At 69.6% G+C, this 23,963-nt stretch carries 26 protein-coding genes and 1 tRNA gene; 13 read left to right on the forward strand and 14 right to left on the reverse strand.

What is annotated here, in order from left to right; translation table 11 throughout:
* Positions 1-8: 8 nt before the first annotated feature.
* The gene (locus tag J2853_RS43425) at positions 9-758 is read left to right on the forward strand and encodes a GntR family transcriptional regulator (RefSeq protein WP_307567577.1); all 750 of its coding nucleotides are present in this window, start codon (positions 9-11) and stop codon (positions 756-758) included.
* On the opposite strand, the gene J2853_RS43430 is transcribed toward J2853_RS43425, so the two are convergent.
* Genes J2853_RS43430 through J2853_RS43455 form a run of 6 tightly spaced genes read right to left on the reverse strand, consistent with a single transcriptional unit; the run spans position 703 to position 7,816 of the window.
* On the reverse strand, positions 703-1,749 hold the full coding sequence (locus tag J2853_RS43430) for an amidohydrolase family protein (protein WP_307567579.1): 1,047 nt from the start codon (positions 1,747-1,749) through the stop codon (positions 703-705). The genes J2853_RS43425 and J2853_RS43430 overlap by 56 nt on opposite strands.
* Positions 1,746-2,579 carry an alpha/beta fold hydrolase gene (locus J2853_RS43435; RefSeq protein WP_307567581.1) on the reverse strand — a complete coding sequence of 278 codons (834 nt, stop codon included), beginning with the start codon at positions 2,577-2,579 and terminating at the stop codon, positions 1,746-1,748. Before J2853_RS43435 ends, J2853_RS43430 begins: the two co-directional genes overlap by 4 nt.
* Positions 2,576-3,484 carry an FAD binding domain-containing protein gene (locus J2853_RS43440; RefSeq protein WP_307567583.1) on the reverse strand — a complete coding sequence of 303 codons (909 nt, stop codon included), beginning with the start codon at positions 3,482-3,484 and terminating at the stop codon, positions 2,576-2,578. Before J2853_RS43440 ends, J2853_RS43435 begins: the two co-directional genes overlap by 4 nt.
* Positions 3,484-5,856 (reverse strand): xanthine dehydrogenase family protein molybdopterin-binding subunit, encoded by a 2,373-nt coding sequence (locus J2853_RS43445; RefSeq protein ID WP_307567585.1) that lies wholly within the window; start codon positions 5,854-5,856, stop codon positions 3,484-3,486. The genes J2853_RS43440 and J2853_RS43445 overlap by 1 nt, the downstream gene beginning before the upstream one ends.
* The gene (locus J2853_RS43450) at positions 5,856-6,362 is read right to left on the reverse strand and encodes a (2Fe-2S)-binding protein (protein ID WP_307567586.1); all 507 of its coding nucleotides are present in this window, start codon (positions 6,360-6,362) and stop codon (positions 5,856-5,858) included. Before J2853_RS43450 ends, J2853_RS43445 begins: the two co-directional genes overlap by 1 nt.
* On the reverse strand, positions 6,359-7,816 hold the full coding sequence (locus J2853_RS43455) for a UbiD family decarboxylase (RefSeq protein WP_307567589.1): 1,458 nt from the start codon (positions 7,814-7,816) through the stop codon (positions 6,359-6,361). Before J2853_RS43455 ends, J2853_RS43450 begins: the two co-directional genes overlap by 4 nt.
* Positions 7,817-8,240: 424 nt before the next feature.
* On the opposite strand from J2853_RS43455, the gene J2853_RS43460 reads away from it, so the two are divergent.
* The 5 genes from J2853_RS43460 to J2853_RS43480 all read left to right on the forward strand — a co-directional run bounded on the left by J2853_RS43460 (position 8,241) and on the right by J2853_RS43480 (position 11,720).
* Complete coding sequence (locus J2853_RS43460; RefSeq protein WP_307567591.1) at positions 8,241-8,819, forward strand: TetR/AcrR family transcriptional regulator; 579 nt, start codon at positions 8,241-8,243, stop codon at positions 8,817-8,819.
* 253 nt (positions 8,820-9,072) lie between these two features.
* A complete protein-coding gene (locus J2853_RS43465) occupies positions 9,073-9,939 on the forward strand; it encodes a lytic polysaccharide monooxygenase (protein WP_307567592.1) in 867 nt (288 codons plus the stop codon).
* A gap of 218 nt (positions 9,940-10,157) precedes the next feature.
* On the forward strand, positions 10,158-10,769 hold the full coding sequence (locus J2853_RS43470) for a DUF305 domain-containing protein (RefSeq protein ID WP_307567594.1): 612 nt from the start codon (positions 10,158-10,160) through the stop codon (positions 10,767-10,769).
* 296 nt (positions 10,770-11,065) lie between these two features.
* The gene (locus J2853_RS43475; RefSeq protein ID WP_307567596.1) at positions 11,066-11,329 is read left to right on the forward strand and encodes a DUF6458 family protein; all 264 of its coding nucleotides are present in this window, start codon (positions 11,066-11,068) and stop codon (positions 11,327-11,329) included.
* 139 nt (positions 11,330-11,468) lie between these two features.
* On the forward strand, positions 11,469-11,720 hold the full coding sequence (locus tag J2853_RS43480; RefSeq protein ID WP_307567598.1) for a DUF4235 domain-containing protein: 252 nt from the start codon (positions 11,469-11,471) through the stop codon (positions 11,718-11,720).
* Between the two features lie 55 nt (positions 11,721-11,775).
* Here J2853_RS43480 and J2853_RS43485 read toward each other — a convergent pair whose 3' ends face one another.
* On the reverse strand, positions 11,776-12,996 hold the full coding sequence (locus J2853_RS43485; protein WP_417849568.1) for a glycosyltransferase: 1,221 nt from the start codon (positions 12,994-12,996) through the stop codon (positions 11,776-11,778).
* Positions 12,997-13,171: 175 nt separating this feature from the next.
* Between J2853_RS43485 and J2853_RS43490 the strand changes: the two genes are divergently transcribed.
* Positions 13,172-13,417, forward strand: coding sequence for a BON domain-containing protein (locus J2853_RS43490; protein WP_307567599.1), 246 nt, complete (start codon positions 13,172-13,174; stop codon positions 13,415-13,417).
* On the forward strand, positions 13,414-14,127 hold the full coding sequence (locus J2853_RS43495) for a metallophosphoesterase family protein (RefSeq protein WP_307567600.1): 714 nt from the start codon (positions 13,414-13,416) through the stop codon (positions 14,125-14,127). Before J2853_RS43490 ends, J2853_RS43495 begins: the two co-directional genes overlap by 4 nt.
* Before the next feature lie 420 nt (positions 14,128-14,547).
* On the opposite strand, the gene J2853_RS43500 is transcribed toward J2853_RS43495, so the two are convergent.
* Together J2853_RS43500 and J2853_RS43505 are read right to left on the reverse strand one after the other, a co-directional pair.
* Positions 14,548-14,697: a GPGG-motif small membrane protein gene (locus J2853_RS43500; RefSeq protein WP_204358420.1), complete on the reverse strand. Its 150-nt coding sequence runs from the start codon at positions 14,695-14,697 to the stop codon at positions 14,548-14,550.
* A gap of 22 nt (positions 14,698-14,719) precedes the next feature.
* Positions 14,720-15,223, reverse strand: coding sequence for a DUF6328 family protein (locus J2853_RS43505; RefSeq protein ID WP_307567602.1), 504 nt, complete (start codon positions 15,221-15,223; stop codon positions 14,720-14,722).
* A 100-nt stretch (positions 15,224-15,323) separates the two neighbouring features.
* Between J2853_RS43505 and J2853_RS43510 the strand changes: the two genes are divergently transcribed.
* Entirely contained in the window at positions 15,324-15,920 is a 597-nt protein-coding gene (locus J2853_RS43510) for a nucleotidyltransferase family protein (protein ID WP_307567604.1), read from the forward strand.
* A 294-nt stretch (positions 15,921-16,214) separates the two neighbouring features.
* Here J2853_RS43510 and J2853_RS43515 read toward each other — a convergent pair whose 3' ends face one another.
* On the reverse strand, positions 16,215-16,592 hold the full coding sequence (locus J2853_RS43515; RefSeq protein WP_307567605.1) for a PRC-barrel domain containing protein: 378 nt from the start codon (positions 16,590-16,592) through the stop codon (positions 16,215-16,217).
* Positions 16,593-16,821: 229 nt separating this feature from the next.
* On the opposite strand from J2853_RS43515, the gene J2853_RS43520 reads away from it, so the two are divergent.
* From J2853_RS43520 to J2853_RS43530, 3 genes are all read left to right on the forward strand, one after another.
* A tRNA-Lys gene (locus J2853_RS43520) sits at positions 16,822-16,898 on the forward strand.
* Between the two features lie 353 nt (positions 16,899-17,251).
* On the forward strand, positions 17,252-17,764 hold the full coding sequence (locus J2853_RS43525; RefSeq protein ID WP_307567606.1) for an RNA polymerase sigma factor: 513 nt from the start codon (positions 17,252-17,254) through the stop codon (positions 17,762-17,764).
* Positions 17,761-18,837, forward strand: a complete 1,077-nt coding sequence (locus J2853_RS43530) for a CU044_5270 family protein (RefSeq protein ID WP_307567607.1) — start codon at positions 17,761-17,763, stop codon at positions 18,835-18,837. Before J2853_RS43525 ends, J2853_RS43530 begins: the two co-directional genes overlap by 4 nt.
* Positions 18,838-19,085: 248 nt before the next feature.
* Here the strand turns inward: J2853_RS43530 and J2853_RS43535 are convergent, their stop codons facing one another.
* From J2853_RS43535 to J2853_RS43545, 3 genes are all read right to left on the reverse strand, one after another.
* Positions 19,086-19,973 (reverse strand): SIS domain-containing protein, encoded by an 888-nt coding sequence (locus J2853_RS43535; protein WP_307567608.1) that lies wholly within the window; start codon positions 19,971-19,973, stop codon positions 19,086-19,088.
* Positions 19,974-20,203: 230 nt separating this feature from the next.
* Positions 20,204-20,962 carry a DeoR/GlpR family DNA-binding transcription regulator gene (locus J2853_RS43540; protein ID WP_307567610.1) on the reverse strand — a complete coding sequence of 253 codons (759 nt, stop codon included), beginning with the start codon at positions 20,960-20,962 and terminating at the stop codon, positions 20,204-20,206.
* A 62-nt stretch (positions 20,963-21,024) separates the two neighbouring features.
* On the reverse strand, positions 21,025-21,552 hold the full coding sequence (locus J2853_RS43545) for a MarR family winged helix-turn-helix transcriptional regulator (RefSeq protein WP_307567612.1): 528 nt from the start codon (positions 21,550-21,552) through the stop codon (positions 21,025-21,027).
* A 120-nt stretch (positions 21,553-21,672) separates the two neighbouring features.
* On the opposite strand from J2853_RS43545, the gene J2853_RS43550 reads away from it, so the two are divergent.
* Positions 21,673-22,518 carry a VC0807 family protein gene (locus J2853_RS43550; RefSeq protein ID WP_307567614.1) on the forward strand — a complete coding sequence of 282 codons (846 nt, stop codon included), beginning with the start codon at positions 21,673-21,675 and terminating at the stop codon, positions 22,516-22,518.
* A gap of 106 nt (positions 22,519-22,624) precedes the next feature.
* Here J2853_RS43550 and J2853_RS43555 read toward each other — a convergent pair whose 3' ends face one another.
* Entirely contained in the window at positions 22,625-23,818 is a 1,194-nt protein-coding gene (locus J2853_RS43555) for an ROK family protein (RefSeq protein ID WP_307567615.1), read from the reverse strand.
* Positions 23,819-23,963 lie beyond the last annotated feature (145 nt).

Genomic DNA, 23,963 nt, shown 5'->3' on the forward strand with positions numbered 1-23,963 from the left:
GGGTGGCGATGACGACCGACGAGAGGGACCACGACCTCCGGCTGCGGGCCGGATCGTCGCCGACCGCCGGAGAGCGCGAGATCCTGAGGGTGCTCGGACGGGCCGAGGACGCCGGCGGCGTCGGCGCGCAGATCCTCGTCTCGCTCGGCACCGCGATCGTCGAGGGCCGGCTCAGGCCCGGAGACGATCTCAACTCGGTCGAACTCGCCAGGCGCTTCAACAGCAGCCGCACCCCCGTCCGCGAGGCGCTCCTGACCCTCGAACGCGAGGGCCTGGTCGAGATCGTGGCCCGCAAGCGGCCCCGGGTGCGCCGCCTGGAGATCGCCGAGGTCCGTGAGATATACGAGCTGCGATCGGAGCTGTACGCCCTGGTGAGCCGGCGGATCGTCGCCCGGTGCGGCGCGCGGGACCTGGAGGTGTTCGGCCGGATCCAGGAACGGCTTGAGGACGCCGCGGCCGCCGAGGACCTGGACCGGTACTTCTGGCTCGTCGTCGAGTTCCGCAACACGGAGGCCCGCCTGGCCGGGAACGAGACCGTCCGCAACGTCCTCGACTCCGTCGGCATCCGAACCCTCCAGTTACGCCACTTCAGCCTGTCCCTGCCCGGACGGATCGCCACGTCGGTCGACGACCATCGCAGGCTGGTCCGGGCGTACGTCGAGGGGGAGGCCGAACTGGCGGCCGCCCTCACCCGGTCCATCGTCAGCCGCGGGCTCGCAGCGGTGGAGCGCTCGGGATGGACCGGCTCGCCCCGCTGACCTCGCCGAGCAGGCCCGCCCCGCGAAGGACGGCCTCGCGCTCCGGCCGGTCCAGTCCCGCGGCGTCGAGCGCGCCGACCGGATGGTCGAGGCCCATCGCGAACGGGTAGTCGCTTCCCAGCACGACATGGTCCGGGCCCGCGAAGTCCAGGAGGTAGCGCAGGGCGCCGTCGTCGTGCACCACCGTGTCGAAGTAGAGCCGGTCCAGGAGCAGGCGAGGGCCGAACGCGCCGCGCGGGCGGACCGCCGGCGGGGCCGCGACGAAACCCCGGTCGAGCCTGCCGATCTGGTACGGGACGAAACCTCCCCCGTGGACCAGCATCACGCGCAGGCGCGGATGGCGTTCCAGGACCCCTCCGAGCAGGAAGGCGGCCGCCGCGAACGTCGTCTCCGACGGGTTGCCGACGAGGTTGTTGAGGAACAGCCGCCTGAGGCGCTCGGGCACGTCGGACCCGCCGGGGTGCACGGTCACCGGGATGCCGAACTCCTCGACGGCGTCCCAGAAGACGTCGAGGCTCTCGTCGTCGAGCCCCAGGTCGTTGACGCGCGCACCGATCTGCACCGCCTCGTGGCCGAGGTCGGTGACGGCGCGGCGCAGCTCGCGTACGGCCAGGTCCGGCCGCTGCAACGGCACCGTCGCGGACGCCCGGAACCGATCGGGATGGGCCGCCGCGAGGGCGGCCACGGAGTCGTTCTGGACGCGGGCGAACCACGCCCCGTCCGGGCCGTCGAGATCGTAACCCGCGAGGTCCATCCACGACGAGACCAGCTGGACGTCGATCCTCTCGGCGTCCATCCAGGACAGCCGGGCCTCCACGTCGCTGAGCCGGGGGAACAGCGGTTGCCCGCTCGGCCGCCCGGCCACCTCGATCCGGGTGGCCGCCTGGTCTGTGACGAGCCGGACGCCGTGCCCGGCGCCCTCGTCGCGGATGCGTTCGACGGCGTCCACGCCTATGTGATGGGCGTGGAAGTCGATGGTCTTGGTGCTCATGAGTGACTCCTCTCGGCCGTTCGTTCCAGAAGATCCGTCAGCGCGCCGGCCACGGCCCCGGGGTTCTCCAGCGGGGTGAGGTGCCTGGTCCGGGGCACGACGACGGCGGCGCCGTCCCCGATGCGGTTCGCGAGGTCCCGCGCCATCGCCGGGGGCGTCGCCTGATCGTCCTCTCCCACCAGGACGGTCGCGGGATGAGCGATCATGGACGCGGACCGTCGCAGGTCCGCGGCGCCGAGCATCTCGCACGCCGCGTCGTAGCAGGCGAGGTCGTTGGCGGTGAAGACGCCGGCCAACCGGTTCATCAGCTCCGGCTCGGCCTCGCGGAACGCGTCTCCGAACCAGCGGGCCAGCTGGAGCGGGACCAGCGCCCCCAGGCCCTTCTCCCGTGCCGTCGCGGCGCGGCCGGCCCAGTCTCGCGGCGCGTCGGGTCCGTACCACGCCGTTGTGTCCACGAACAGCGCGGCCCGCGTGCGATGACGGTACCGGGAGGCGAACGCCTGCGCGGCGCAGCCGCCCATCGAGCACCCGGCGACGACGGCGTCCGTCCAGCCGTGGTGGTCGAGCAGGTCGGCGAGGTCGTCGGCGAACTGCCCGGTCGTGTACGGCCCGCCGGGACGGCCCGATCGTCCGTGTCCCCGGCAGTCATAGGTGATCATGTCGGCACGCCCGCCGAGGGCCTCGGTCACACCGGACCACAGCGACCGGTCCAGGGCCAGGCTGTGCGCGAAGACGATCCGTGGGGCCCCCTCGGCCGCCGGATGCCTGGTGAAGGACAGTGCGACGCCGTCCCGCGTGCGGGCCTCCCCGTGAACGGCCGGCATGGTCATGGGTCTGCTCCTTCCCCGCATGGCGGCTCCTCGGCGCGGCGGGCCGCCCTGGTCATGGCGCGGCGCGAGAACTCGGCGATCATGCGGGACTTGTACTCCGCGGAGCCCTTGACGTCGTTGTACGGGCGGGTGGCGGCCGCCGCGCGCCGGGCCACCTCGTCGATGAGCGCGCTGTCCACCACGTCGCCCCGCAGCTCGGTCAGGTCGACGGTGACCGGCCCGCCCTTCACCGACCCGACGGCGAGCGAGAGCCGCCGCGCCGCTCCGGCGTCGTCGAGCCGGACGACCGCGCCCACGTTCACGCAGGCGTACTCCCACACGCCGCGGACCAGGAACTTCTCGTACGCCGAGCCGGTGCGATCCGGGGGCGTCAGGAGCCGGACGTCCTGGATGAGCTCGTCCTCGCCCAGCTCGTTCGCCTCCCCGACGCGGAGGATCCTCAGCGAGGAGGCGCTGCGCACCGTCAGGGTGGCGCCGGCGGCGGCGAGCGCCACGGGAGGGTCGTGGCCGTCGTCGCCCGCGGCGATGTTCCCGCCGAGCGTGACCAGCCTTCGGACCCGGTCCGTCGCCACCGACCCGACCGCCTCCGTCACGATCGGCCACACCCGGGCGAGCCGCTCGTCGGCCTCGATCGTGCCGAGCCGGACGCCGGCGCCGATCGCGACGTGCTGGCCGGACCACGAGATCGCGCGGAGCTCGGGAAGGGAGCCGACCGAGACCAGCGCGGCCGGGCCGGGGCGGCGCCTGTCGTGGCGGCGCAGCGTGTGGCCCACGCCTCCGCCGAGCACGGCCGCGCCCTCGGCGGCGAGCAGGCGAAGCGCCTCGTCGAGGGAACGCGGTGTCAGCAGGACCGTCGGATCACGGGAGGTCCCGGGGAACGGGGGGCCGGGGTCGAGGGCCGTCATCACCGATCACCCTCCCGCCGGTCGGCGCGGGCCGCACACCCCGGAAGAGCTTCTCCGCGGGGATCGGACCGGATGCCCCAGAAGATCTTCTCGGCCGTGATCGGCAGTTCGTGGACGCGCACGCCCACGGCGTCGGCCACGGCGCTCGCCACGATCGACGGGACCGGGTCCAGGGCGATCTCGCCGACGCCCTTCGCGCCGAACGGTCCCGTCGGCTCGTAGGAGCCGGCGAACTCGACGTGGAGCCTCGGCATGATCTGTGAGGTCGGCAGCTTGTAGTCGGCGAAGTTCGGACGCGCCGGCGCGCCGTCGGCCCAGTCGAGGCGTTCGGTGACGGCCATCCCGAGCCCCTGGGCGATCGCGCCCTCCACCTGGCCCTCGGCGAGGGGCGGGTTGAGGACGGTCCCGCAGTCGACCACCGCGGCCAGCTCCAGCACGGTCACGGCGCCGGTGGCGGGATCGACCTCGACCTCGGCGGCCTCGGCGGCGAAGGTGTAGGCGCCGGACTCGTTGCCGTACCTGACCTCGTCGGGAAACTCCGAGGGGTTGTCGAACGAGCCGAGGCCGACGATCGGTTCGCCGCCCGGCCGGTAGAGCTCGGCGCGGACGACCACCCCGACCGGCAGCCGGACCGGTTCGTCCCCGCCCGGCGCGGTCGGGGCGCACACGAGGCCGTTCTCGACCCAGAGCTCCGGCTTCGACCGCCCGAGCTGCCGTGCCGCGGCGGCCAGCAGCCGCTCGCACGCCTGCTCGGCGGCGCGCTTCACGGCGTTGCCGGCGACGTAGGTCACGCGGCTCGCCAGCGCGCCCAGCGCGTGGGTCGTCAGATCGGTGTCGGGGCGCGAGACCGTGACGTCCGTGACCGCGAGGCCGAGTTCGGCGGCCGCGATCTGCGCGAGGGTGGTGCGCGCTCCCGTGCCGATCTCGCCCTCGCCGGTGATGACGACGGCGCGTCCGTCCTCGGTCAGCCGGACGATCGCCGAGCTTCCGTCGTAGTCGCCGAAGCTGCGCCGGCCGGAGACGTGGACGCTGACCCCCATCGCGAGGCCGTGGTGGGGCGTGGGAGCGGCCCGCTTCTCGTACCAGCCGATCGCGTCGGCCGCCTTGCGGATGCACTGCTTGAGCTCGCAGCTGCCGATCCTGTGGTTGTGGAGGGAGACGTCGCCCTCCTCGACGGCGTTGAGCAGGAGCAGATCGGGCATCTCGATGCCGAGCCTGGCCGCCGCGAGGTCCCACGCCTGGCCGACGGCCCAGTCCGCGGAGGGGTTGCCGAACCCCCGGAACGCGCCGGTGGGAACGAGGTTGGTGTAGACGAGCCGCGAGCGCGCCCGCACCGCGCGGTAGGCGAAGAGCGCGTCGTGCCGTACGGTCGCCGCGCCGAGGACGGCCAGTGACTTGCCGGTGTAGGCGCCGTTGTCGGCGATGAGGTCGAGGTCCTTCGCGGTCACCAGGCCGTCCGAGGTGAACCCGAGCCGGACCCGGCAGCGCATCGGGGTGCGGGGACGGCCGGCGAGGAACTCCTCCTCGCGGGTGTTGAGGAGCTGCACCGGGCGGCCCGTCCTCCTCGCCAGGATCGCGCAGATCACCGAGGTGTTGTCGTCGCCCGACTTGCCCCCGAAGCCTCCGCCGACCTCGGTCTGGACGACGCGCACGCTGCGCAACGGCAGACCGAGCGCGGTCGCGTAGCGCTGGCGGGCGAGGAACGGCGTCTGGGTGTTCACCCACAACGTGACCCGGTCCTGTGACCATTCGGCGGTGCAGCCGATCGTCTCGATCGAGCCGTGCCACTGCCGCGCGCTCTGCCAGACGCCCTCGACGATCACGTCGCTGCGCGCGAACCACTCGTCGGCCCCGCCCCGGTCGAAGGAGAACTCGTGCGCGACGTTGCCCGGCGCGTCGTCGTGGACGAGCGGCGCGCCCTCGGCGAGCGCCTCGTCCAGGCCGAGTACGGCGGGCAGCACCTCGTACTCCACCGAGACGAGCTCGGCCGCGCGCCGCGCGGTCTCGGCGTCGGCCGCCGCGACGGCCGCGACCTCGTCACCGACGTAGCGGACCCGTCCGACCGCCAGCGGGTAGAGATCGGGGCGGAAGGCCCCCCATCGGATCCGCGCGGTGTCGGCGCCCGTGACGACGGCGTGAACGCCGGGCATGCGCTCGGCCCGCGAGGTGTCGATTCTCACGACGCGGGCACTCGCGTGCGGCGAGCGGACCACGGCCCCGTGAAGCATCCGGGGCAGCCGCACGTCGCCGGCGTAGACGGCCCGACCGGTGACCTTCTCCGCCGCGTCGACGCGTTCGACCGCGCTTCCGATCAGCGGAGGCGTGGCGTGTTCGGACAGCAGGTCGACGACGGGATGTTCCGTGATCGGCATCAGCGCCTCCTCTCGGCAGGCGTCGTCGCTCCGGCGCGCTTCCCCTGGGTGGCCACGGCCTCCCGCGCCGAGTCGAGGATCTTCACATATCCGGTGCAACGGCAGTAGTTGCCGTCGACGGTCCGCCGGATCCGTTCGTCGTCCGGTTCCGGGTCCTCGTCGAGCAGCGCCCGGAGCGCCATCACATGGCCCGGCGTGCAGAAGCCGCACTGCAGGCCCGCGCGTCTCACGAACGCGGCCTGGACCGGGTCGAGGCCCTCCGGGCCGTTCAGGTCCTCGATGGTTCGCACCTCACGGCCTTCGAGCAGGCCGATCATCAGCAGGCAGGCGGGGACGGCCTCACCGTCGACGATGACCGTGCACGCTCCGCAGTAGCCGATGGCGCAGCCCGACTTCGTGCCCGTGAGACCGAGGTCGTCACGCAGGACGTCGAGCAGCGTCGCGGCCGGATCCCGGACCTGGATCTCCACGTCCTCGTGATTGAGCCTGAGGCGCAGGCCGTTCATCGGGAGCCTCCCAGTATGTCGGGCCAGCGTCGTACGACGTGGTCGATCAGGTCCCTGCCGGACTCGGCCACGCGGGGGAAGTCCGGCAGCCGGTTCCAGGGACGGCACGCGTCGATCACGGCGCGGGTGTTGAACGGGGGGAGACCGGGCGCGCGGAGCGGATCGACCCGGCTGCCCCACGTCTGGCGCATGATCTCGATGTCCTCGGCCGGGTCGGTGCGGGTGCAGACGGCCCACATCACGTCGTCGAGGCTGCGGAAGTCGACGTCGGCGTCCACGACGACCACGAACTTGTTCATGTAGGCGGCGGAGGGAAGCTGCGAGGCGAGGTAGGCGGCCTGGCGCGCGTGGCCCGCGTACCGCTGGTGGAGGGCCACCGCGAGCAACTGGCGGCCGCCGCCGGCCTCGTGCGCCCACACCCCTTCCACACCCGGAAGGCCCGCCCTGACGAGCGCGTCCTGGATCATCGCCGACTTCATCACGCTGCGCATGTAGGAGTAGTCGTGCGGTGGTTTGCCGGGAGGGGCGCCGAGCTGGATCGGGTCGTCGCGGTGGTAGACCCGCTCGACGTCCATGGTGAGCACCGGCTCGATCCCGCCGCTGTAGTAGCCGGTCCATTCGCCGAACGGCCCCTCCTGCTCCCGCCGGTCCGGATACAGCCAGCCCTCGACCGCGAGCTCGCCGCGCGCGGGAATCGGCAGACCGGTCACCTCGCCGCGGATCACGTCGACCGGCCGCCCCATCACCGCACCGGCGTATTCGAGCTCCGACAGTCCCGCCGGCACCTCGGTGCCGGCGACGACGAGCAGCAGCGGATCGTGCCCGAGCGACGCGGTGACGGGAGCGCGTCCTTCCTTGTCGAACCACTCCCGGACGTGCGCGGCCCCGTGCTTGCCCGCCTCGATGTTGACGCTCACGGCCCGTCCGTCGTTCTGCACCTGCATCCGGTAGGCCCCCGCGTTGAGCGTGCCGGTGGCCGGGTCGGTCGTGAACACGGCGCACCCGGTGCCGATGTATCGGCCGCCGTCCGCCTCATGCCATCTCGGCACGGGGAAGTCGAGCAGGTTCACGTCGCCCGACGTGATGACGTTCTCGCAGACCGGCCCGGAGCCGACCTCCCGGACGGGGTATCTCGCCGCGTCGGCGATCCACTCGTTCGGGCGGTTGCGCAGCGCCTCGACCAGCCCGCGGTCGTCGAGCGAGGTGCCCAGCCGGAGGGTCATGCCCAGCCTGCGGGCGTTCGCCATGCTGGCCGTGAGGACCCGCGGGCCCCTGCCGTAGCCCACGATGTCGTCGAACAGCAGCGCCGGGGGCGACGGGCGTCTGTAGTTCACCTCCGAAGCGGCGCCGATCTCCTTGTCCCAGTGGGCGCCGGTGATGGTCCGGACCTCTCCGAGTTCGCCGGCGAGTTCGAGCCAGCTACGAAGGTCGTCCACCTCCTCAAGGGATCCCATCTTTCTTGCCTCCCCCCTGCCTCCTCATCGTTCGGGACCGCTCCGGCCGGTCTGGAGCCGGGCCGGTCTCGCGTGGGGGAACGGCCCGCGGACACCTTCCGCGGGGAGGGCGGTCATGGCGGTCCACGGTGAAGTGTCGACACTTCGATTTAAACACGCCGAATCCTGATCTCTGTCGGCCACCCCCCCGGACAGGTCGCCGGAGGCCGTCTCCCGGGAGATCACCGGTCCGCGTTCTCCTCGGAGGGAATGACGACGGGCACCGGGCCGAAGATCTCTTCCTGGGGTGATGCGCATGCTGTTGTCGACAACCGCGAACAGCGTGGGCCGCACGTGGAACCCCTCTCCGGGGCGTCGGAGCCGCCCGGTGGCGAGGCGGGCGTCTTTTGCCAACTGACTGGTTGGTTGTGCGTAGGATGGGGAGATGGCGCGGGACGCGGATCGAACCAGGAGGAGACTGCTGGAGGCCGCGACCGTGGAATTCGCCGCGCTCGGCATCGCGGGAGCCCGGGTGGATCGCATCGCCGAGGCCGCCGGATGCAACAAGGCGATGATCTACGCCTACTTCGGCAACAAGGATCGGCTCTTCGACGCGGTCTTCACCGCGCAGGTCGCCGACTTCCTCGATCAGGTGCACCTCGACGCGTCCGACCTGCCCGGTTACGCCGGACGGCTGTTCGATCGCTACGAGGACCACCCCGAGACCCTGCGACTGGCCACCTGGTACCGGCTGGAGCGACCTCGGGGAGCCCCCCTGCAGGCCGTCGTCTCGTCCAACCGGGGGAAACTCGAGGGGCTGGAGCAGGCCCAGCGGGAGGGCGTCCTGCCCGGTCACTACACCCCGGTCGAGCTCCTGACGCTGGTCCTGTCGATATCCACGGCATGGGCGTCGATGCCCCCTGAGCTGGGGGCGAGCGCCGCAGGTGATCGCGACCGCCGCAGGCACACCGTCGTGGACGCCGTACGGCGGCTGCTGGTGGAGAACCGCCCGGTGCGGTCGTAGGCGGCACGCACAGGTGACGTCCGGCCTCGCTCGCGGAGGGCGGTCCCGCCGGCGGGCCGGTGCTCGTGGTCCGACCGCGCCCGGCCCTCGCGAGGGGGACGATCCCGCGTTCTTCGCGGCCCGAATCCGAATATGTCGCGGTATGTATGGCCTGAACGAGTAAATCCTTAGTAAGGTTTCCTATCAATAACGCGCTATCCGTCGGCCGTTGGACAGCACCACCTCCCTTTTCCCCCCATCAGGAGGAGTCCACGTGCACCTGCGACACAAGGTGGCCGCCACGGCCGCCACGCTCATGGTCGGGTCCCTGCTGGCCCTGCTGCCGTCCACTCCGGCGGTCTCTCACGGAACGATGTCCAATCCCCCCAGCCGCGTCTACGTCTGCAAGAACGAGAATCCGGAAAACCCCACGTCGGCGGCTTGCAAGGCCGCTGTGGCGGCAGGCGGCACCCAGGCGTTCTACGACTGGAACGAGGTGTCCCGGCTCGACGCGGGCGGGCAGCACCGTCAGATCATCCCGGACGGCAAGCTGTGCAGCGGCGCGCGTGACAAGTATCGGGGGCTCGACCTCGCCAGGGCCGACTGGCCCGCCACGCGGGTCTCCCCGGGGCCGCTGACGATCACCTATCACGCGACCGCGCCCCACGCGAACAGCAACTTCGAGTTCTACATCACCAAGCAGGGCTGGAACCCGACCCAGCCGCTCCGCTGGTCGGACCTGGAACTCCTCAGGACGTTCAACAACCAGAACCCCACCACATTCACCAACTGGACGATCAACCTCCCGCAGCGCAGCGGACGCCAGATCATCTACTCGATCTGGCAGCGCGTGGTGGGCAGCGCGGAGGCCTTCTACACCTGTTCCGACGTGGACTTCGGCGGCGGCACCAACCCGAACCCGAACCCGACGCCCACCCCGACCCCCACGGTGACCCCGACCCCGACCCCGACGCCCACCCCGACGACGCCGCAGCCGGGCGGAACCTGGAGGGCGGGCGCCGCCTACACGGCCGGCACGCAGGTGACCTACGGCGGCCTGACCTACCGGTGTCTGCAGCCGCACACCGCGATAGCGGGCTGGGAGCCGCCGAACGTCCCCGCGCTGTGGCAGCGCGTCTGACCCGGCGGGAACAAGCGCGTCTGACCTGAGAACAAGCGTGTCTGATCCGACAGGAGCGGCGCGTCTGATCCGGCGGGAACGAACGCGTCTGATCTGACATGGAACAGCGCGCCTGATCCGGCAGGACCGGGGCGGCCACCGCCGCCCCGGTCCGAGCACGGCGGCCCGCCGCGCTCGCCCATGGCCGAAGCCCGAGATCTCCAGGCGGAAGGATGAAGATGAAGCGCGTGATCCCGGTCCTCCTGAGCGTCCTCCTTCTCACCGGTTGCGGCGCCGACAGCATCCAAGAGCTCAACGGCGGTCCCGGGGGACACGGGGGACACGCGGGACACGGCGCCGCCGCGTCCGCGTCCGCACCCGCGATCGGCGCGGATTTCAACCCCGCCGACGTGATGTTCCTGCAGATGATGACGATCCACAGCGGCCAGGGCGCGGAACTGGGACGGCTGGCGCAGGATCGGGCCACCCGCGAGGAGGTCAGGACGCTGGCCGCGGCGATCGCCGCGACCCAGGAGACGGAGGCGGCGTCGATGTCCGCCTGGCTGAGCGGGTGGAAGCAGCCCGCGACCGCCGAGCCCGACGAGCACGCCGCCCACGGCGGGATGCCGGGGGCGAGCAAGGAGCAGATCGCCGCCCTCGCCGGCGCGGCACCGGCCGACTTCGAGGAGAAGTTCCTCAACCTGATGATCGCCGAGCAGGACGACGCCATCCAGATGGCCAGGGTGGAGACGGCCACCGGCCTGAACCCAGAGGTCAAGAAACTGGCCGGCCGGATCGACACCTCGCGCACGGCGCAGATCAAGCAGATGCTGGCGCTGCTCGGCCAGTGACAAACCCGCTCCGGGACCTGCGCCGGACTCACCGCCGACGCCGTCCCGAGCCGGTCGATCCGAACATCCGATACACCCGAGGACCGATCCGAACATCCGATACACCCGAGGACCGATCCGGGCCTTCCGGTACGCCTCGAAGATCGAGGTGGGTGAAGGGGCTTTTCCCGATGGGATCGCTGTGAACTGCGTTTTTTCCGGTGAGGCGAATGCGCTCCACGATGACTTCGAGGGACGACGTTTGAGATCCGTGTGGGGGATAGGTGATGAAACGTTGGCTCGAAGGAGGGAATCCCATGACCATTGCAGGCGGAATCATTCTCATCATGCTCGGGGCAATTCTTACCTGGGCGGTCGAGTTCGACATCGCGGGCCTCGACATCAACGTCGTCGGCGTCATCCTGATGCTCGGTGGTCTCGCGGGGTTGCTGTTCGGCATCTACCGGATCAGCGTCGCCCGCCGTCCCACGGCGTCCACCACGACCGTCGTCGAGGACCCGGTGACCCACCAGCGTCGTGTTTACGAGGAGCGTCACCACACCGATCCCCCGGTCGTGTGATCGGTCGTTCCCCGGCGGGAAGCCCTTCGGGCGTCTTGCTGCAGGCATCGCCTGATGGCTTTGTCCCAGATAGGTCCGTTAAGGTCCGGCCGCGGGGGGTAGGCGGGCCAGCAGGCGGACGCGAATGGAGGAGGGGACGTTGAGCAGGGTCGTATCCCGAGGGGCGAGCGCCGTGAGCGGAATGCTCGGTGGCGCCATCGCCGGAGCCATCTTCAAGCAGGTCTGGAAGTTCGCATCGGGCAAGGACGACGCGCCCCAGGCGACATCCGATGAGTACGGCTGGCGCGAGATCCTGATCGCCTCGGCCATCCAAGGCGCGATCTTCGGTGTGGTCAAGGCCGCGATCGACCGGTCCGCGGCTCGGAGCATCCATCGAGCCACCGGTAAGTGATCTCACCTGACAGGACTCCGGCCCCGCGAACGGGGCCGGAGTCCTTTTTCGGGTTTCAGGCGGCGCCCGTCTCCATCCGGGCACAGACTCCTTCCCGTCCGTCGCGACAGGAGGCGATCACGTCCGCGTACACGGTGGCGGTCTGCGCGGCCACCCTGTTCCAGTCGTAGCGGGATCTCGCCCGGTCGGCGGCGGCGATGCCGTACGCGGAGAGCAGGAAGGGGTCGGCCAGCAGCCGCCGTAGGGCACGGCCGAGGAGGGACGCCTGGCGCGGCGGGACGAGCAGGCCGGTGACACCGGGGACGACCGTGTCCAGATGCCCGCCCACGGCCGAGGCGACCACCGGAACGCCGCAGGCCATGGCCTCCAGCGGCACGATGCCGAACGGTTCGTACCAGGGCACGCTCACCACGACGTCCGCCGAACGCATCAGTGAGGGGACGGCCTTCCGGCCCACCTTGCCGAGGAACCGGAGGCGGTCGGCCACGCCGTACCGGTCGGCGACCCGTGCGAGCCGGGTCACCTCCGGGTCGGCCGGGTCGCCGCCGGCGATGACGAGGGTGGCGCCGGGGACCTGGCCCAGGGCCCGGATCGTGGTCTCCACGCCCTTGCGCGGCACCGGCCGGCCGATGGCGAGCAGGATCGGACCGGGGCCGAGGTCCATCCGCGGACCCGAGGGGGCGAAGGCGCTCAGGTCGACGCCGCAGGGGACGACCCTCACGCGATGCCGGGGCATCCGCATCCGGCCCAGCTCCGTCACCTCGTCGGCGCAGGTCGCGATCACCGCGTCCACCCGGTGGGCGACGACCGTCTCGGCCTTGATGCGCCCGCTCGGGCTGGTGTCGGCCTTGCCCTGGTGGCGGCGCTTGACGGTGCCGAGGGCGTGGAAGGTGTGCACGACGGGCACCGAGGTGTCCCGGGCGGCGGACAGGGTCGCCAGGCCGCTCATCCAGAAGTGGCTGTGCGCGATGTCGGGAGGATCGGCCTTCCAGCGTCTGGCCAGCCATCTGCTGAAGTCGGGCATCCAGGGAAGCAGGTCGTCCTTGGAGATGACCGTGGCGGGTCCGGCCGGGACGTGGACCACGGTGACTCCGGGGGCGAAGGCGGTCTCCTCCGGCTGGAAGGGGCATTCCCGGCGGGTGTAGACGGTCACCTCGTGTCCTCGCGCGGCGAGCGCGAGGGAGAGGGCGGCGACATGGACGTTCTGGCCACCCGCGTCGGCACCGCCAACGGTGGCGAGGGGGCTTGCGTGCTCTGACACCATCGCGATTTTCATGGGCACGGCTCCGCTGACATGCGAAACAGACGTGCCTGCGTCCTAGGCATCCAGATGCTTTTTACCCCCTGCTGACGGGGTTTCAAACGAGTTTGACCTTGGTCTTCCCGGGAAGGCGAGCTGTTTTGGGGACGGAAGTCGAGGAACAGCAGTCGAGGGATGGAAGGAGTCGGACATGGAAGCTCCGCAGTATGTGGCCGCGCGCGTGCAACGCGCGCTGGCGGAGGACGAGAGGACCAACGAGCTCGGCATCCTCGTGGACATTCGGGGCGGGCAGCTCTTCCTGCGCGGCCGGGTGGCCGGCGCCGAACACCGCGCGCTGATCGCCAACGTGGCGGGGGAGGCGGCTCCCGGCCTGACCGTGCGCAACGAGATCACCGTTCTGGATGTCCGGGACCCGTGTGAGGAGGAGAAGCTGTGAGAGAGCTGCGGATCGCGGCGGTCGGAGACGTGCACCTGGACGAGAGTCTCAGGGGGTCCTATCGCAAACGACTCCACGACATCGAGGAGCGAGCCGACGTGCTGCTGCTCGCCGGTGATCTGACCCGGCACGGCACGCTGGAGGAGGGGCAGGTGGTGGCGGACGAGTTCCACGACCTGCCGATCCCGGTCGTCGCCGTTCTCGGTAACCACGACCACCATTCCGACCACCCCGCGGAGATCGCGGCCATGCTGCGCGACGCCGGGATCGCGGTCCTGCACGACGACGCGATCGTGCTCGACATCCACGGAGTACGGCTCGGCGTGGTCGGCGGCAAGGGCTTCGGCGGGGGATACGCCGGCAAGTGCGCCAGCGATTTCGGTGAGCCGGAGATCAAGGCGTTCGTCGGGCACACCAAGCGGATCGCGGACCGGTGGCGGGTCGCGCTGAAGGAGCTCGACGCCGACCGGAGGATCGTGCTGTCGCACTACTCACCGGTCAAGGACACCCTCGCGGGGGAGCCTCTGGAGATCTATCCCTTCCTCGGCAGCTATCTCCTGGCCGAGGCGGTGGACGCGGAGGGCGCCGATCTGATCGTCCACGGGCACGCGCACGCCGGGACGGAGAAGGGGGTGACCCCCGGAGGCATCCGGGTCCGCAATGTGGCGCTGCCCGTCCTGGGGCACGCGTACGGGATCTACTGCCTCTGACAAGGGCGAACCGAGTGTGTTCCGCCCGTCCGGCCGGGCGGGCAGGTTCGCTTTGTTCGGTTCGGTTTGGTAAGACCCCACCGGATGAGCGCCCGACCGTCCGGCCTTCGAGCGCGCGCCTTTCCCGGCTTTTCCGGGATCCGACGCCGGCCCCAAGGGTGTGCGACCGTCTTTCGACGGTCAAATTTGTGGTAAAGGAATGGCATCGGCCGGGGCCGGGCGCGTTCGCGCGGTTCAAAGCCGGTCCCGTGACCCGGCGGCGTTCATTCGTCCGGCGATTTCCGGCCGGTCGGAGATCGATGATTTTCCGCCCGGCGACGATCGTGACATGAAGAAGCGGGCCGGGTGGACCCGGCCCGCGAGTCTTCGGTGAGAATTCGGGGCGACTTGAGATTTCCGGAGCGGGCCTGAGAACCCGCGTCAGACATTAAAAATGCTCACACCTCCGGGACCGACAAGGAAGCCGAGGACGATAAGGACGATCCCCCAGAGGAGGTCGCGACGGGCCAGGATCACATAGATCCCGGAGATGACGAGAATGACTGCGATGATCCAGAGCAAGGTAACCATGAGAATTCCCTGCCCTCACAATTCACGACTTAACATCCTTGCTTCGATACAGATCGGCAATCGGCTGGAGGAACCAGAGCCAGGCGCTGGTCAGCGCGACCACACCGCCGAACAACGCGGCCGGCCAGGCGTTGATGACCGTCTCCGCCACCAGCGCCACCGAGCTGGTCATCGCGACCGCCAGCCCTATGGCTCCGGCGACGCCGAGTCCGTTGGCGCGGTGCACCATCTTCTCCTTCAGGCTCGTCCGGAACAGCAGACGGTGCTGGGCGGCAGGGGTGATGAAGCAGACGGAGGCCAGGGCCGCGCTCAGCAGGGCGATGAAGAACAGCCAGTAGCCGAGGGTGTCGACCTTGTTGAAGCCTGCCGCGAAGGGGAGCGTCAGAAGGAAGGCGAACAGGACCTGCACACCGGTGACCGCGACTCGAAGGCCCTGAAGGAGTTCGCCGAGCTCGCGGTCCACGCGTTCCTTGGGGGTCTCACCCGGCTCGGGCTCGTCATTTTGCGTGTGTTCGGGCTCAATCATGGAGATCGGTTACCCTATTTGCAGTTTGTCATGCCTAACCGCTGTGCTCTGCCCACCTGTTGTTATGCCTATCCATGAATCTTCGGGGTACTCGTGGGCTATGGGAAGCCACAGTCATGAGGTAACCGACGCGATCCTGGAAACGCTCAAACGCGCGAGCAGCGGGCTGAAGGACGCCGAGGTCAGGTTCGCACTCGCCGGAGGCTGTGCCGCATACGCGCGGGGAGCCGCCCCTTCACTCCACGACGTGGACTTCGTTCTGCCCGAGGAGGATGTTCCAGCCGCTCTGGAAGCACTGCGCGCGCTGGGGTTCGAGACGGTCAAGCCACCGGAGGACTGGCTGGTCAAGGCCTACGACGAGGGCAGGCTGGTGGATCTGATCTTCTCGATCTGCGACCACCCCGTCACCCCGGAACTTCTGGCGCGAGCCGAGCCGATGAAGGCGTCCGCGGTGATCGTGCCGGTCCTGGAGGCCACCGATCTGGTCATCTCGTGGCTGCTGCCGCTCTCGGAGCACAGTTGCGACTACGGCTCGCTGCTGCCGCAGGTGAGGGCACTGCGTGAGCAGGTCGACTGGAACCGGGTCGCGGCGGTCGCGGAGGACTCGCCGTACGCGTTCACCTTTCTGACCCTGCTCGAACGGCTCGACGTCATCCCCGACCCCGTCGACCCGAAGGGCGATTCGTCCTGGCCCTGAGCCGATCGGCGTACACGTGGGCACCCGGCTGTCAGCCGGGTGCCCGCCTGCGTGTTCGTCCGGCCGCCGGACGGGGCGCGCCCGTGTGTTTCGCCGGACCGGGTGACCGTCTATAGGTTCATTCTTTTTTCATGTGAATTATCGGCATTTAAGGTATTTATCTTTTTCTGTATTGGCAATGGGGACCGTGTGTCTGCCGTTGTCGCCGGGAAGCCGGAAGCGAGTCGAGACGAGCCGGAAAAGGTGAAGGGGCCCCGCCGTAAGGCGGGGCCCCTCCGTGTTCACCGTGCCGGGTCAGAAAGTGCCCGTGCCCCCATAGGGGAAGCGGCCGTAGTACTCGCCGACGCGGTCGCGATAAGCGGACTCCTTGAAGTTCGACTCGTCGAACTCCGGGGCGTCCTTGATTTCCTGCTTGGTGCGTGCGACGTAGACCTTGCGCTCCTGCGGGTCGATCTGGGTCACCGTGCTGGCGGGAAGCATGACCTTCTTACCGAAGATCCAAGGCCCGGTGTCGACGACGATGTAGCTCTCGCCGACCTCGTAGGTAGCCTCGTCGACGGAACCGATCTTTCCGTCGGTGGCTTCCACGTGATAGCCGGCGATGTCGAGACTCTTATTGACGTCGTAGACATCAGCGCGATAATTCCACAGCTCGGGCTGCATGGTGTACATCTCCCTTTGGTTTGATTCTCCGGGCTCCAGTTCCGTACCCGAGAGGAGAGGGCTAAACGGAATCAACCTGAAGTCATCTGGAATCGGCTCGTGACCTCCGGTCCTGTCTCGCGCCGCAAGGAGAACATTGCGACTCGATCAAGTAAAGGCGTCCGAAGCGGGGGTGTCCGGCATGCGTCGGTTCATGTACCGACCACGGCTGAACATCCGGTAGTCTTGTCGAGGTCAAGCGCCGCTAGCTCAGTTGGTTAGAGCAGCTGACTCTTAATCAGCGGGTCCGGGGTTCGAGTCCCTGGCGGCGCACCACGACCACAGGCTTTTGGCCTGCGGTTTTCGAAAACGGCTCGCCTTCGGCGGGCCGTTTCGTGCTTTACGGGCCTCCTCGTGTTCGCGTGGACGGATCGGGCCTCGATCGTCGCCGCGTCGCCGCGACCTCCTGGCCCGTCGTCGCGGCCACCGCCCGTCCGACGGCTCCGAGGAGCTGCGGGCAATCCGGCCAAGGAGCGTACGGCCGACATGCCCAGGTCACCGGCCCCGGCGGCGGTAATGGGCGTCCGAACGACGGGGCCGGTGGCGCGAACCGCTCACAACGGGCTGCCACATTCCAAGAGGTGCCGGACACTTACCAAGTGTCCGGCACCTCTTGGCAAGGAGACTCTGTGACATACCGAGATCGCTTCGAAGCGATCTATGACGCGTACTACCCGGCGATACACCAGTACGCCGCCCGCCGTACCGGCTCCCCCGACGACACGGCCGACGTCATCTCCGAGACGTTCCTCACCGCCTGGCGGCGCATCGACGATGTGCCCAAGGGTGAGGAGGCGCTGCTGTGGCTGTACGGGGTGGCCCGCCGGGTCCTGGCCAACCAGCAGCGCGGCGCTTCCCGCAGGGCCGTGCTCGCCGAGCGGCTGCGTGCGGAACTCGCCGCCGACCGGCCGGTCAGACCGGTCGAGCTGAACCATGTTCGCGCTGCCTTCGACGAGTTGCCCGAACGTGACCGAGAGGTCTTGGCGCTGGCCTGCTGGGAGGGCCTGACCAGCGAGCGGATCGCCCAAGTCGTGGGATGTACGGCCATCGCCGCCCGGACCCGGCTGCATCGGGCGCGCAAGCGGCTGGCGGCGGAGCTGGAGCGGCAGGCGTCCTTGACGATCGCGATGGGAGAAGCATGAGTGACATCGACAACCTGGTAAGGGCCATCGACCTCGCACCACACGCGCCGGAGCAGGGGCCCGGCGCGCGTGAACTGCGTGAGGCGATCATGGCGACCGAGACCCAGACCCAGGCACATCGGCACCGGACGCTCTGGCGGCGCCTGCCATGGCGGGCCGGTGCTCTCGGGCTCGCCGCGGCAGCGGCCGCGACGGCGGTCTTCCTCGGCCAGGTCGCCCCCACCCCGTCGCCCTCTCCCACGGCCGCACCCGGCGTCGCCTCCCTGTCGGGCGCCTCGATCCTGCTGGCCGCCGCCGCCAAGGCCGAAGCCGCCCCCGAAGGGGCCTACTGGCGCATCAAGGAGCTGTACACGCAACAGTTGCTCTGGCCGTACAGCGAGAACGGCGTCACCTACCGTCTGGAAACCTCCAGCCTCTCGGAGAGGTGGGTGGCCAAGGACGGTCGAACCTGGATCGGCCACAGGGAGCTGGCCGCACGCCCCCTGGACCTGGAGGCATGGCGCCGGGACGGCTCGCCGACCGAATGGGCAAAGGGCAAGGACCCCGCCCCCCCTTACTCCACGTCGCCCGGCCAGGGCACGTTCTTCCAGAACAAGGGAGAGCAGAAACTCTATTGGAGTGCCATGCCCATGACCCTGAAGGAGATCGAGGCGCTGCCCGCCGACCCCGAAGCGCTGAAGAAGCGGGCACTTGAGGCGATCCGCAGAGACAAGGACGCCGTCGGTCCGGCGGAGGAGTCCCTGTCGCGCACCCTGGCCTCGCTCCTGTACGAACTGCCCGCCTCCCCACAGGTGCGCGGCGCCGCCTATCGGGCGCTGGCGACGCTGCCCGCGGTGCGGGTCGAAGGCCCGGCCACCGACCCGCGGGGGCGCTCGGGTGTCGCGGTGTCCTTCCTGATCCAGGGAGACCGAACCCCCCGGGTCAGGTTGATCATCGACCCCGACACCTCCAAGGTGCTGACCTCCGAGGTCGCGGGCGTGCCGGAGAAGGCGGACGTGCCGGAGAAGAGGGTCACCGTGGTGATGGAGTCCGGCTGGACCGACACCAAGCCGTCCCCGCCCTCGACCGAGTGACGGCCACCGGGCCGGCCGGCGCGCACGATCGCCCGGCCGGCCCGGACGCGTCCACCTTCGGTGAGGGGGCGTAGGCGGGGGAGCGGCGGCGAGGTCGAGCCGGGCGTCCACGTCGGCGAAACTCCGGCGGACGGTCGTCCGGCACGGTGAACTCCTGCTTCCGGGAACCGGGGTCCCTCAGAGATCAGGTGTCCACCGAACCGGGGCAGCCCCAGCCGGGGGAAGGCCGACAGGGTGGCGGGACGCCACTACGAGTCGGCCAGGATGACCGAGCGAGTGAGGTTGCGAGGTTCGTCAGGGTTGAGGCCCTTGTTCTCGGCGATCGCCACCGCCAGCCGCTGCACCCGGATCAGGTCCGCGACGGGGTCGAGAGCCGAGACGGAGACGACCGCGCCCGCCCGTTCGACCTCGGCGGCCAGCCCGTCCGGCGGAGTCCCGAAGAACCAGACGACGCTGTTCTCGTCCGTCACGCTGATCGGCCCGTGCCGGTACTCCATCGCCGGATACGACTCGGTCCACGACCCGGACGCCTCGCGCACCTTCAGCGCCGCCTCGTGCGCGATCCCGTTGGTCCACCCCGCGCCGAGGAACGTGAACTGCGTACGGCCGGCGGCACCGGGCGGCAACGGCGCGTTCACCGCCTCCGCGGCCTGAGCGACCAGATCGGCGGGCAGCAGCGAGGGCTCGGTGCGCGCCAGATGGGCTCGCAGCAGGGTCAGCGCGGTGGTCGCGAACCGCGTCTGGACGACGGACGTCTCGTCGGCGAAGTCCAGGACGACCAGCGAGCCCGCGGAGTCCGCGATCGGCGTGGACGGGTCCCCGGTCACCGCGACCGTCGGCAGCGAGGTCGTCCGCAACAGGTTCAGCACCTCGGTCGTGGTTCCGGAACGGCAGATCGCCACCACGCGGTCGTACTCGCGCCGGTACGGGAACTCCGAGGCCGCGAACGCGTCCGTCTCGCCCAGCCCCGCGGACTCGCGCAGCGCCGCGTAGGCCTGGGCGATGTACAGGGACGTCCCGCAGCCGACGACGGCGATCCGCTCACCCGGCGAAGGGAGCTCCGGGGCGGCCCCCGACAGCTCGATCGCCCGTTCCCAGCAGGACGGCTGGCTGGCGATCTCGTTCGCGACGAACATGATCTCTCATTTCAGTGCGCATATTTGATTGATTTGCGCCTTAAACGTACAAGTATGAGCATGGGCGTGCAAGGGTGAGCGTCGGAGGCGCCGTCGCGTCTTCCGTGGCGGTCTCTTCTCCACGGGAGGTGTGGAGCGTTCCATACGCCTCCCCGCCCCGGCGGTCGGAGGGCGCGGGAGTCGGTCGAACCCCTGAACGGCGTGAATGCCGGGGGGTGGGTCGAGTCCGGTCACACGGTGGTGACGGTGACTCCGGCGTCCGCGATGCCCGCGAGGTGGTGATCGGGAGCGCCCGCGTCGGTGATGAGGTTGTGGATCTCTCCCAGACCGCAGATCTTGGCGAAGGTGACCTTCCCGATCTTGGAGTGGTCCGCCACGACGACGACCCGGCCGCTGCTCCTGACGAACGCGCTGTCGGTCGCGGCCTCCAGCTGGTCGTGGGTCGTGCACCCCTGCGCGGAGCTGATCCCGTCCACGCCCAGGAAGGTCACGTCGATGTGGTGGTCGGCCAGCGTCTTCTCCGCGATCGGGCCGATGAGCTCGTAGCTCTCGCTGCGCGCGTTGCCGCCGCTGACGACGAGCGTGATCCCCCTGTGCAGGACGAGCTCGGCGGCGATGTTGACGGCGTTGGTGACGACGGTCAGGGGACCGCGCTCGACGAGGAGCCGGGCGACTTCGGTGGTGGTGGTTCCGCCGGTCAGCCCCACCACCGCGCCGGCGGGCACCAGTTCGGCGGCGGCCCTGGCGATGGCTCGCTTCTCCGGCCGGCGGCTCTCCATCCGGCGGTGAAGCGGCACCTCGATGCCGATGCCGCCGGTGACCGCGCCGCCGTGCGTGCGGCGCAGCAGGTTCATCTCGCTCAGATACTGCAGGTCGCGCCGGACGGTGGCGCCTGAGACGGCCAGCAGCCGGGACAGCTCGCCGACGTCGACGCTTCCCCTCGCCGAGACATGCTCAAGGAGTCGCGCATGCCGCTCAGTTCTTAGCACTTCATGAGCATATCGACCCGTAGGTCGAGGACGATCTGTCCGTCCGCGCCGGTCCGGGACCGTCAGCGGCGGGTGTCCGGCCGGCCTGGATGAGCAGAGGTGCCCGGGTCGGCTCCAGGCTCGCCGAGGCTCATGATTCTGCGTGTGTTGGCCACCAGCGCGTCGGTGGTTCTGCGTATCCAGTCCGTGATCGCGTAGAGCTCGGCCTCGCTGTACCTGGTCGTTATCTCCGTCATGTCCTCGACGAATTCCCCGAACGCGGAGGCCATCAGCGCGTCCATCCGCTCGTTCGGCAGTAGCCGCACGACGACCTTGCGACGGTCGTGCGGGTCGCGTGCGCGTTGAACGTAGCCGGCGGTTTCGAGCCGGTCCACCAAGCCGGTTACGGCGCCGGTGGTCAGGCCGGTGTGTTCCGCGATCGCTCCGGCCGTCACCGGTCCCAGCCGTTGGAGCACGTCGATGCACTTTCGCTCGACCGAGCTGAGCCCCACGAGTTTGCCGACCGCCTCGTGGAACACCACGATCGCCGTCGCGAACTCGCGGCCGAGCAGCGCGGCCGCCTGAGCTTCGGGGAGTGCGTCTTGCGTCACCTTCCCAATATAGCTTAGCCTCTGGTTATCTTTGTTGCTAAGAGATTTACTGTCAAAGGCTTTAGACGATCGAACCGGGAGGCCAGGTGCGAGTAGTGGTAGTAGGGGCGGGACCGGGTCATGCCTGAGATCGGCGCCCGGCGCAAAGCCATGTACTTCATCGTGATGATCGCGAATCTGGCCGCCGATCTGCTCCTTCCGACGCTGGTCCTGGCCGCCCTCGCGCCGACCGGCATGCCCGCCGCGGTACGGCTGGCCATCGGCGGGACCCTTCTGACCGGGAAGGCGATCGGCGGTCGAGTCGAATCCGGGGAGTTCCGTTGGAGGCCGGCCGTGGTCGTGGCACTCGTGCCCACCATGGCCATCGCCGGCTGCTATCTCGCGGGCCTCGGCAGCACCGCGAGCATGGTGGCGGGCGCGGTCGCCTCCGGCGCGGTCGTCGTCGCCGATCTGCTGCGGACTCGAACGCGCGGCAAGGCCGGACATCCGATCGACGGCTTCGCCGTACTGGTGCTGGTAGAGGTCGCGGCCGGCGTCGTGCTGACCGCGATCAGCGGTGACGCGCGTTTCGCGCTCGCCCGGGGCTCGTTCTACGTCGCCATCGCGGGAGTCGTCGTCCTGGCGACCACGTGGTCGGATCGGCCGTTGATGCGCGTCGCCCTCAAACCCGTGGCCTCGAAAGGCGACCCGGCGCGCGCCGAGGCGTTCGAGCGGGCATGGCGGAACTCACGGCGGTTCCGGATGCTCTACCGGGCGATGACCGCCGGCCTCGGAGCGGTGCTGCTCGCCGACGCGGCGCTGCGCGTCGTGATCATCTACAGCAGCCCGGCGGAGGATGTGCTCCAGTCGTCCCTCACCTCCCAGCTTCCCCTGTTCGTGCTGATCGGGCTGTGGTTCGCCGTCGGCCGCGGCCTCGCGGTACCCCGAGCCGAGCGTTTGCTCGACGCCGAACTGTCGAACGCCTGAGCGCCGTGTCCCTACCGGGGCACAGGTCCCCGCCGGCACGAGGTGCGAGGGCGGGGGAGGGCGTCCGGCAACCTCGGGTTCACTCCCTCTGCCGGGGAACGCGGGACTAGATGACGGCCGGTTGCCGGGTGGGGGAGAAGATCTCTCCCAGGAGGAACTCCTCCACCACGAGGGTGGCGGCGCCGAGCGCGACCGCGTCCGGTCCGAGCCTGCCGAGCGTGATGGAGACGGACGTGTACGGCTGGGACAGGGAGTTCTCGGCGACGGCCTTCTTGATCTTGACCAACTCGTGCTGGCCCAGGAGCAGCCCGGCCCAGCCGCCGATGACGATCCGCTCGGGGTTGAACAGGTTGATCAGGTTCGCCAGGCCCGCGCCGAGATAGTCGATCGTCTCGTTGATGACGGGGCCGCCGGATCTCACCAGTTCGGCGAGCGCGGCCTGCTCGCCGGCCATCTCGGCCGTCAGTCCGGCACGTTCCAGAATGCCCTCGGCTCCGATGTAGGCCTCAAGGCAGCCGCGGGCGCCGCAGCGACAGGGGCGGCCCCCTACCGCGATCTTCGTGTGCCCCCACTCGCCGGCGCTGCTGTTGACCCCGCGGTAGGTGCGCCCGTCGGTGATGACGCTGGCCCCGACCCCTGAGCCGATCAGCACGACGATGACGTGCCGCGATCCGCGGCCGGAACCGAACCACAGCTCGGCCTGGGCCAGGGTCTTGGCGCCGTTGTCGATGTAGAGCGGCAGCGAGGTGCCCGCGCGCAGCAGGGCGCTCAGGGGAACCGCGTCCCAGCCGAAGGTCTGGGCGTGGATGAGCGCCTCCGGGCCGCTTTCGACGATGCCGGGGACGCCGATGCCGACCCCCATCACCTGGGCGGGGTCGACGCCGCCGGAGGCCATCACGGCGTCGATGCCGGTCAGGATGTGGCGCACGACCAGGTCGACGTCGTGCTCGCTGGGGCGCAGCGCGAACTCGGACTTGGCCTGCTCGTTCATGTCCAGGTCGAACAGCGCGACCTGCACGTGGGTCTCGCCGACGTCCACTCCGATCACGTGCCCGAACGTCGGGTTGACGCGGAGCAGCACCCGGGGACGTCCGCCGTCGGACTCCACCAGTCCGGCCTCGACGATGATGTTCTCGGCGATGAGATCGCTGGTCACGTTGCTGATGGAGGCGGCGCTCAGGCCGGTCAGGCCGCTCAGTTCGTGGCGGGTGGTCAGACCCGCGAAGTAGAGGGTGCGCAGCAACACCGCGCGGTTTCCGCGGCGGAGATCGCGCACCGTTCTGCGTTCGGGCGTCGCCATGTTTTCCCTTCCCCCGTCACACGCAACCCCCCGGTTACCTGCGACCATGTTAGATCGAGCCGTGAACTAAGTCATCCCGCCCCTTGTCACAAGTTGATTTCCTATTTTCACTATTAAATTAAGTTTAGAATTAAAAAATGTCATT

The sequence above is a fragment of the Streptosporangium lutulentum genome, from assembly GCF_030811455.1.
GTDB lineage: Bacteria > Actinomycetota > Actinomycetes > Streptosporangiales > Streptosporangiaceae > Streptosporangium > Streptosporangium lutulentum.

Excerpts from the sequence above, each read along its gene's own strand:
- J2853_RS43425 (WP_307567577.1), top strand. The coding sequence starts at position 9 with ATGACGACCGACGAGAGGGACCACGACCTCCGGCTGCGGGCCGGATCG.
- J2853_RS43475 (WP_307567596.1), top strand. The coding sequence starts at position 11,066 with ATGACCATTGCAGGCGGAATCATTCTCATCATGCTCGGGGCAATTCTT.
- J2853_RS43460 (WP_307567591.1), top strand. The coding sequence starts at position 8,241 with ATGGCGCGGGACGCGGATCGAACCAGGAGGAGACTGCTGGAGGCCGCG.
- J2853_RS43505 (WP_307567602.1), bottom strand. The coding sequence starts at position 15,223 with ATGATTGAGCCCGAACACACGCAAAATGACGAGCCCGAGCCGGGTGAG.
- J2853_RS43450 (WP_307567586.1), bottom strand. The coding sequence starts at position 6,362 with ATGAACGGCCTGCGCCTCAGGCTCAATCACGAGGACGTGGAGATCCAG.
- J2853_RS43490 (WP_307567599.1), top strand. The coding sequence starts at position 13,172 with ATGGAAGCTCCGCAGTATGTGGCCGCGCGCGTGCAACGCGCGCTGGCG.
- J2853_RS43440 (WP_307567583.1), bottom strand. The coding sequence starts at position 3,484 with ATGACGGCCCTCGACCCCGGCCCCCCGTTCCCCGGGACCTCCCGTGAT.
- J2853_RS43435 (WP_307567581.1), bottom strand. The coding sequence starts at position 2,579 with ATGACCATGCCGGCCGTTCACGGGGAGGCCCGCACGCGGGACGGCGTC.
- J2853_RS43535 (WP_307567608.1), bottom strand. The coding sequence starts at position 19,973 with ATGTTCGTCGCGAACGAGATCGCCAGCCAGCCGTCCTGCTGGGAACGG.
- J2853_RS43510 (WP_307567604.1), top strand. The coding sequence starts at position 15,324 with ATGGGAAGCCACAGTCATGAGGTAACCGACGCGATCCTGGAAACGCTC.
- J2853_RS43470 (WP_307567594.1), top strand. The coding sequence starts at position 10,158 with ATGAAGCGCGTGATCCCGGTCCTCCTGAGCGTCCTCCTTCTCACCGGT.
- J2853_RS43515 (WP_307567605.1), bottom strand. The coding sequence starts at position 16,592 with ATGTACACCATGCAGCCCGAGCTGTGGAATTATCGCGCTGATGTCTAC.
- J2853_RS43485 (WP_417849568.1), bottom strand. The coding sequence starts at position 12,996 with ATGAAAATCGCGATGGTGTCAGAGCACGCAAGCCCCCTCGCCACCGTT.
- J2853_RS43455 (WP_307567589.1), bottom strand. The coding sequence starts at position 7,816 with ATGGGATCCCTTGAGGAGGTGGACGACCTTCGTAGCTGGCTCGAACTC.
- J2853_RS43445 (WP_307567585.1), bottom strand. The coding sequence starts at position 5,856 with ATGCCGATCACGGAACATCCCGTCGTCGACCTGCTGTCCGAACACGCC.
- J2853_RS43500 (WP_204358420.1), bottom strand. The coding sequence starts at position 14,697 with ATGGTTACCTTGCTCTGGATCATCGCAGTCATTCTCGTCATCTCCGGG.
- J2853_RS43550 (WP_307567614.1), top strand. The coding sequence starts at position 21,673 with ATGCCTGAGATCGGCGCCCGGCGCAAAGCCATGTACTTCATCGTGATG.
- J2853_RS43430 (WP_307567579.1), bottom strand. The coding sequence starts at position 1,749 with ATGAGCACCAAGACCATCGACTTCCACGCCCATCACATAGGCGTGGAC.
- J2853_RS43530 (WP_307567607.1), top strand. The coding sequence starts at position 17,761 with ATGAGTGACATCGACAACCTGGTAAGGGCCATCGACCTCGCACCACAC.
- J2853_RS43555 (WP_307567615.1), bottom strand. The coding sequence starts at position 23,818 with ATGGCGACGCCCGAACGCAGAACGGTGCGCGATCTCCGCCGCGGAAAC.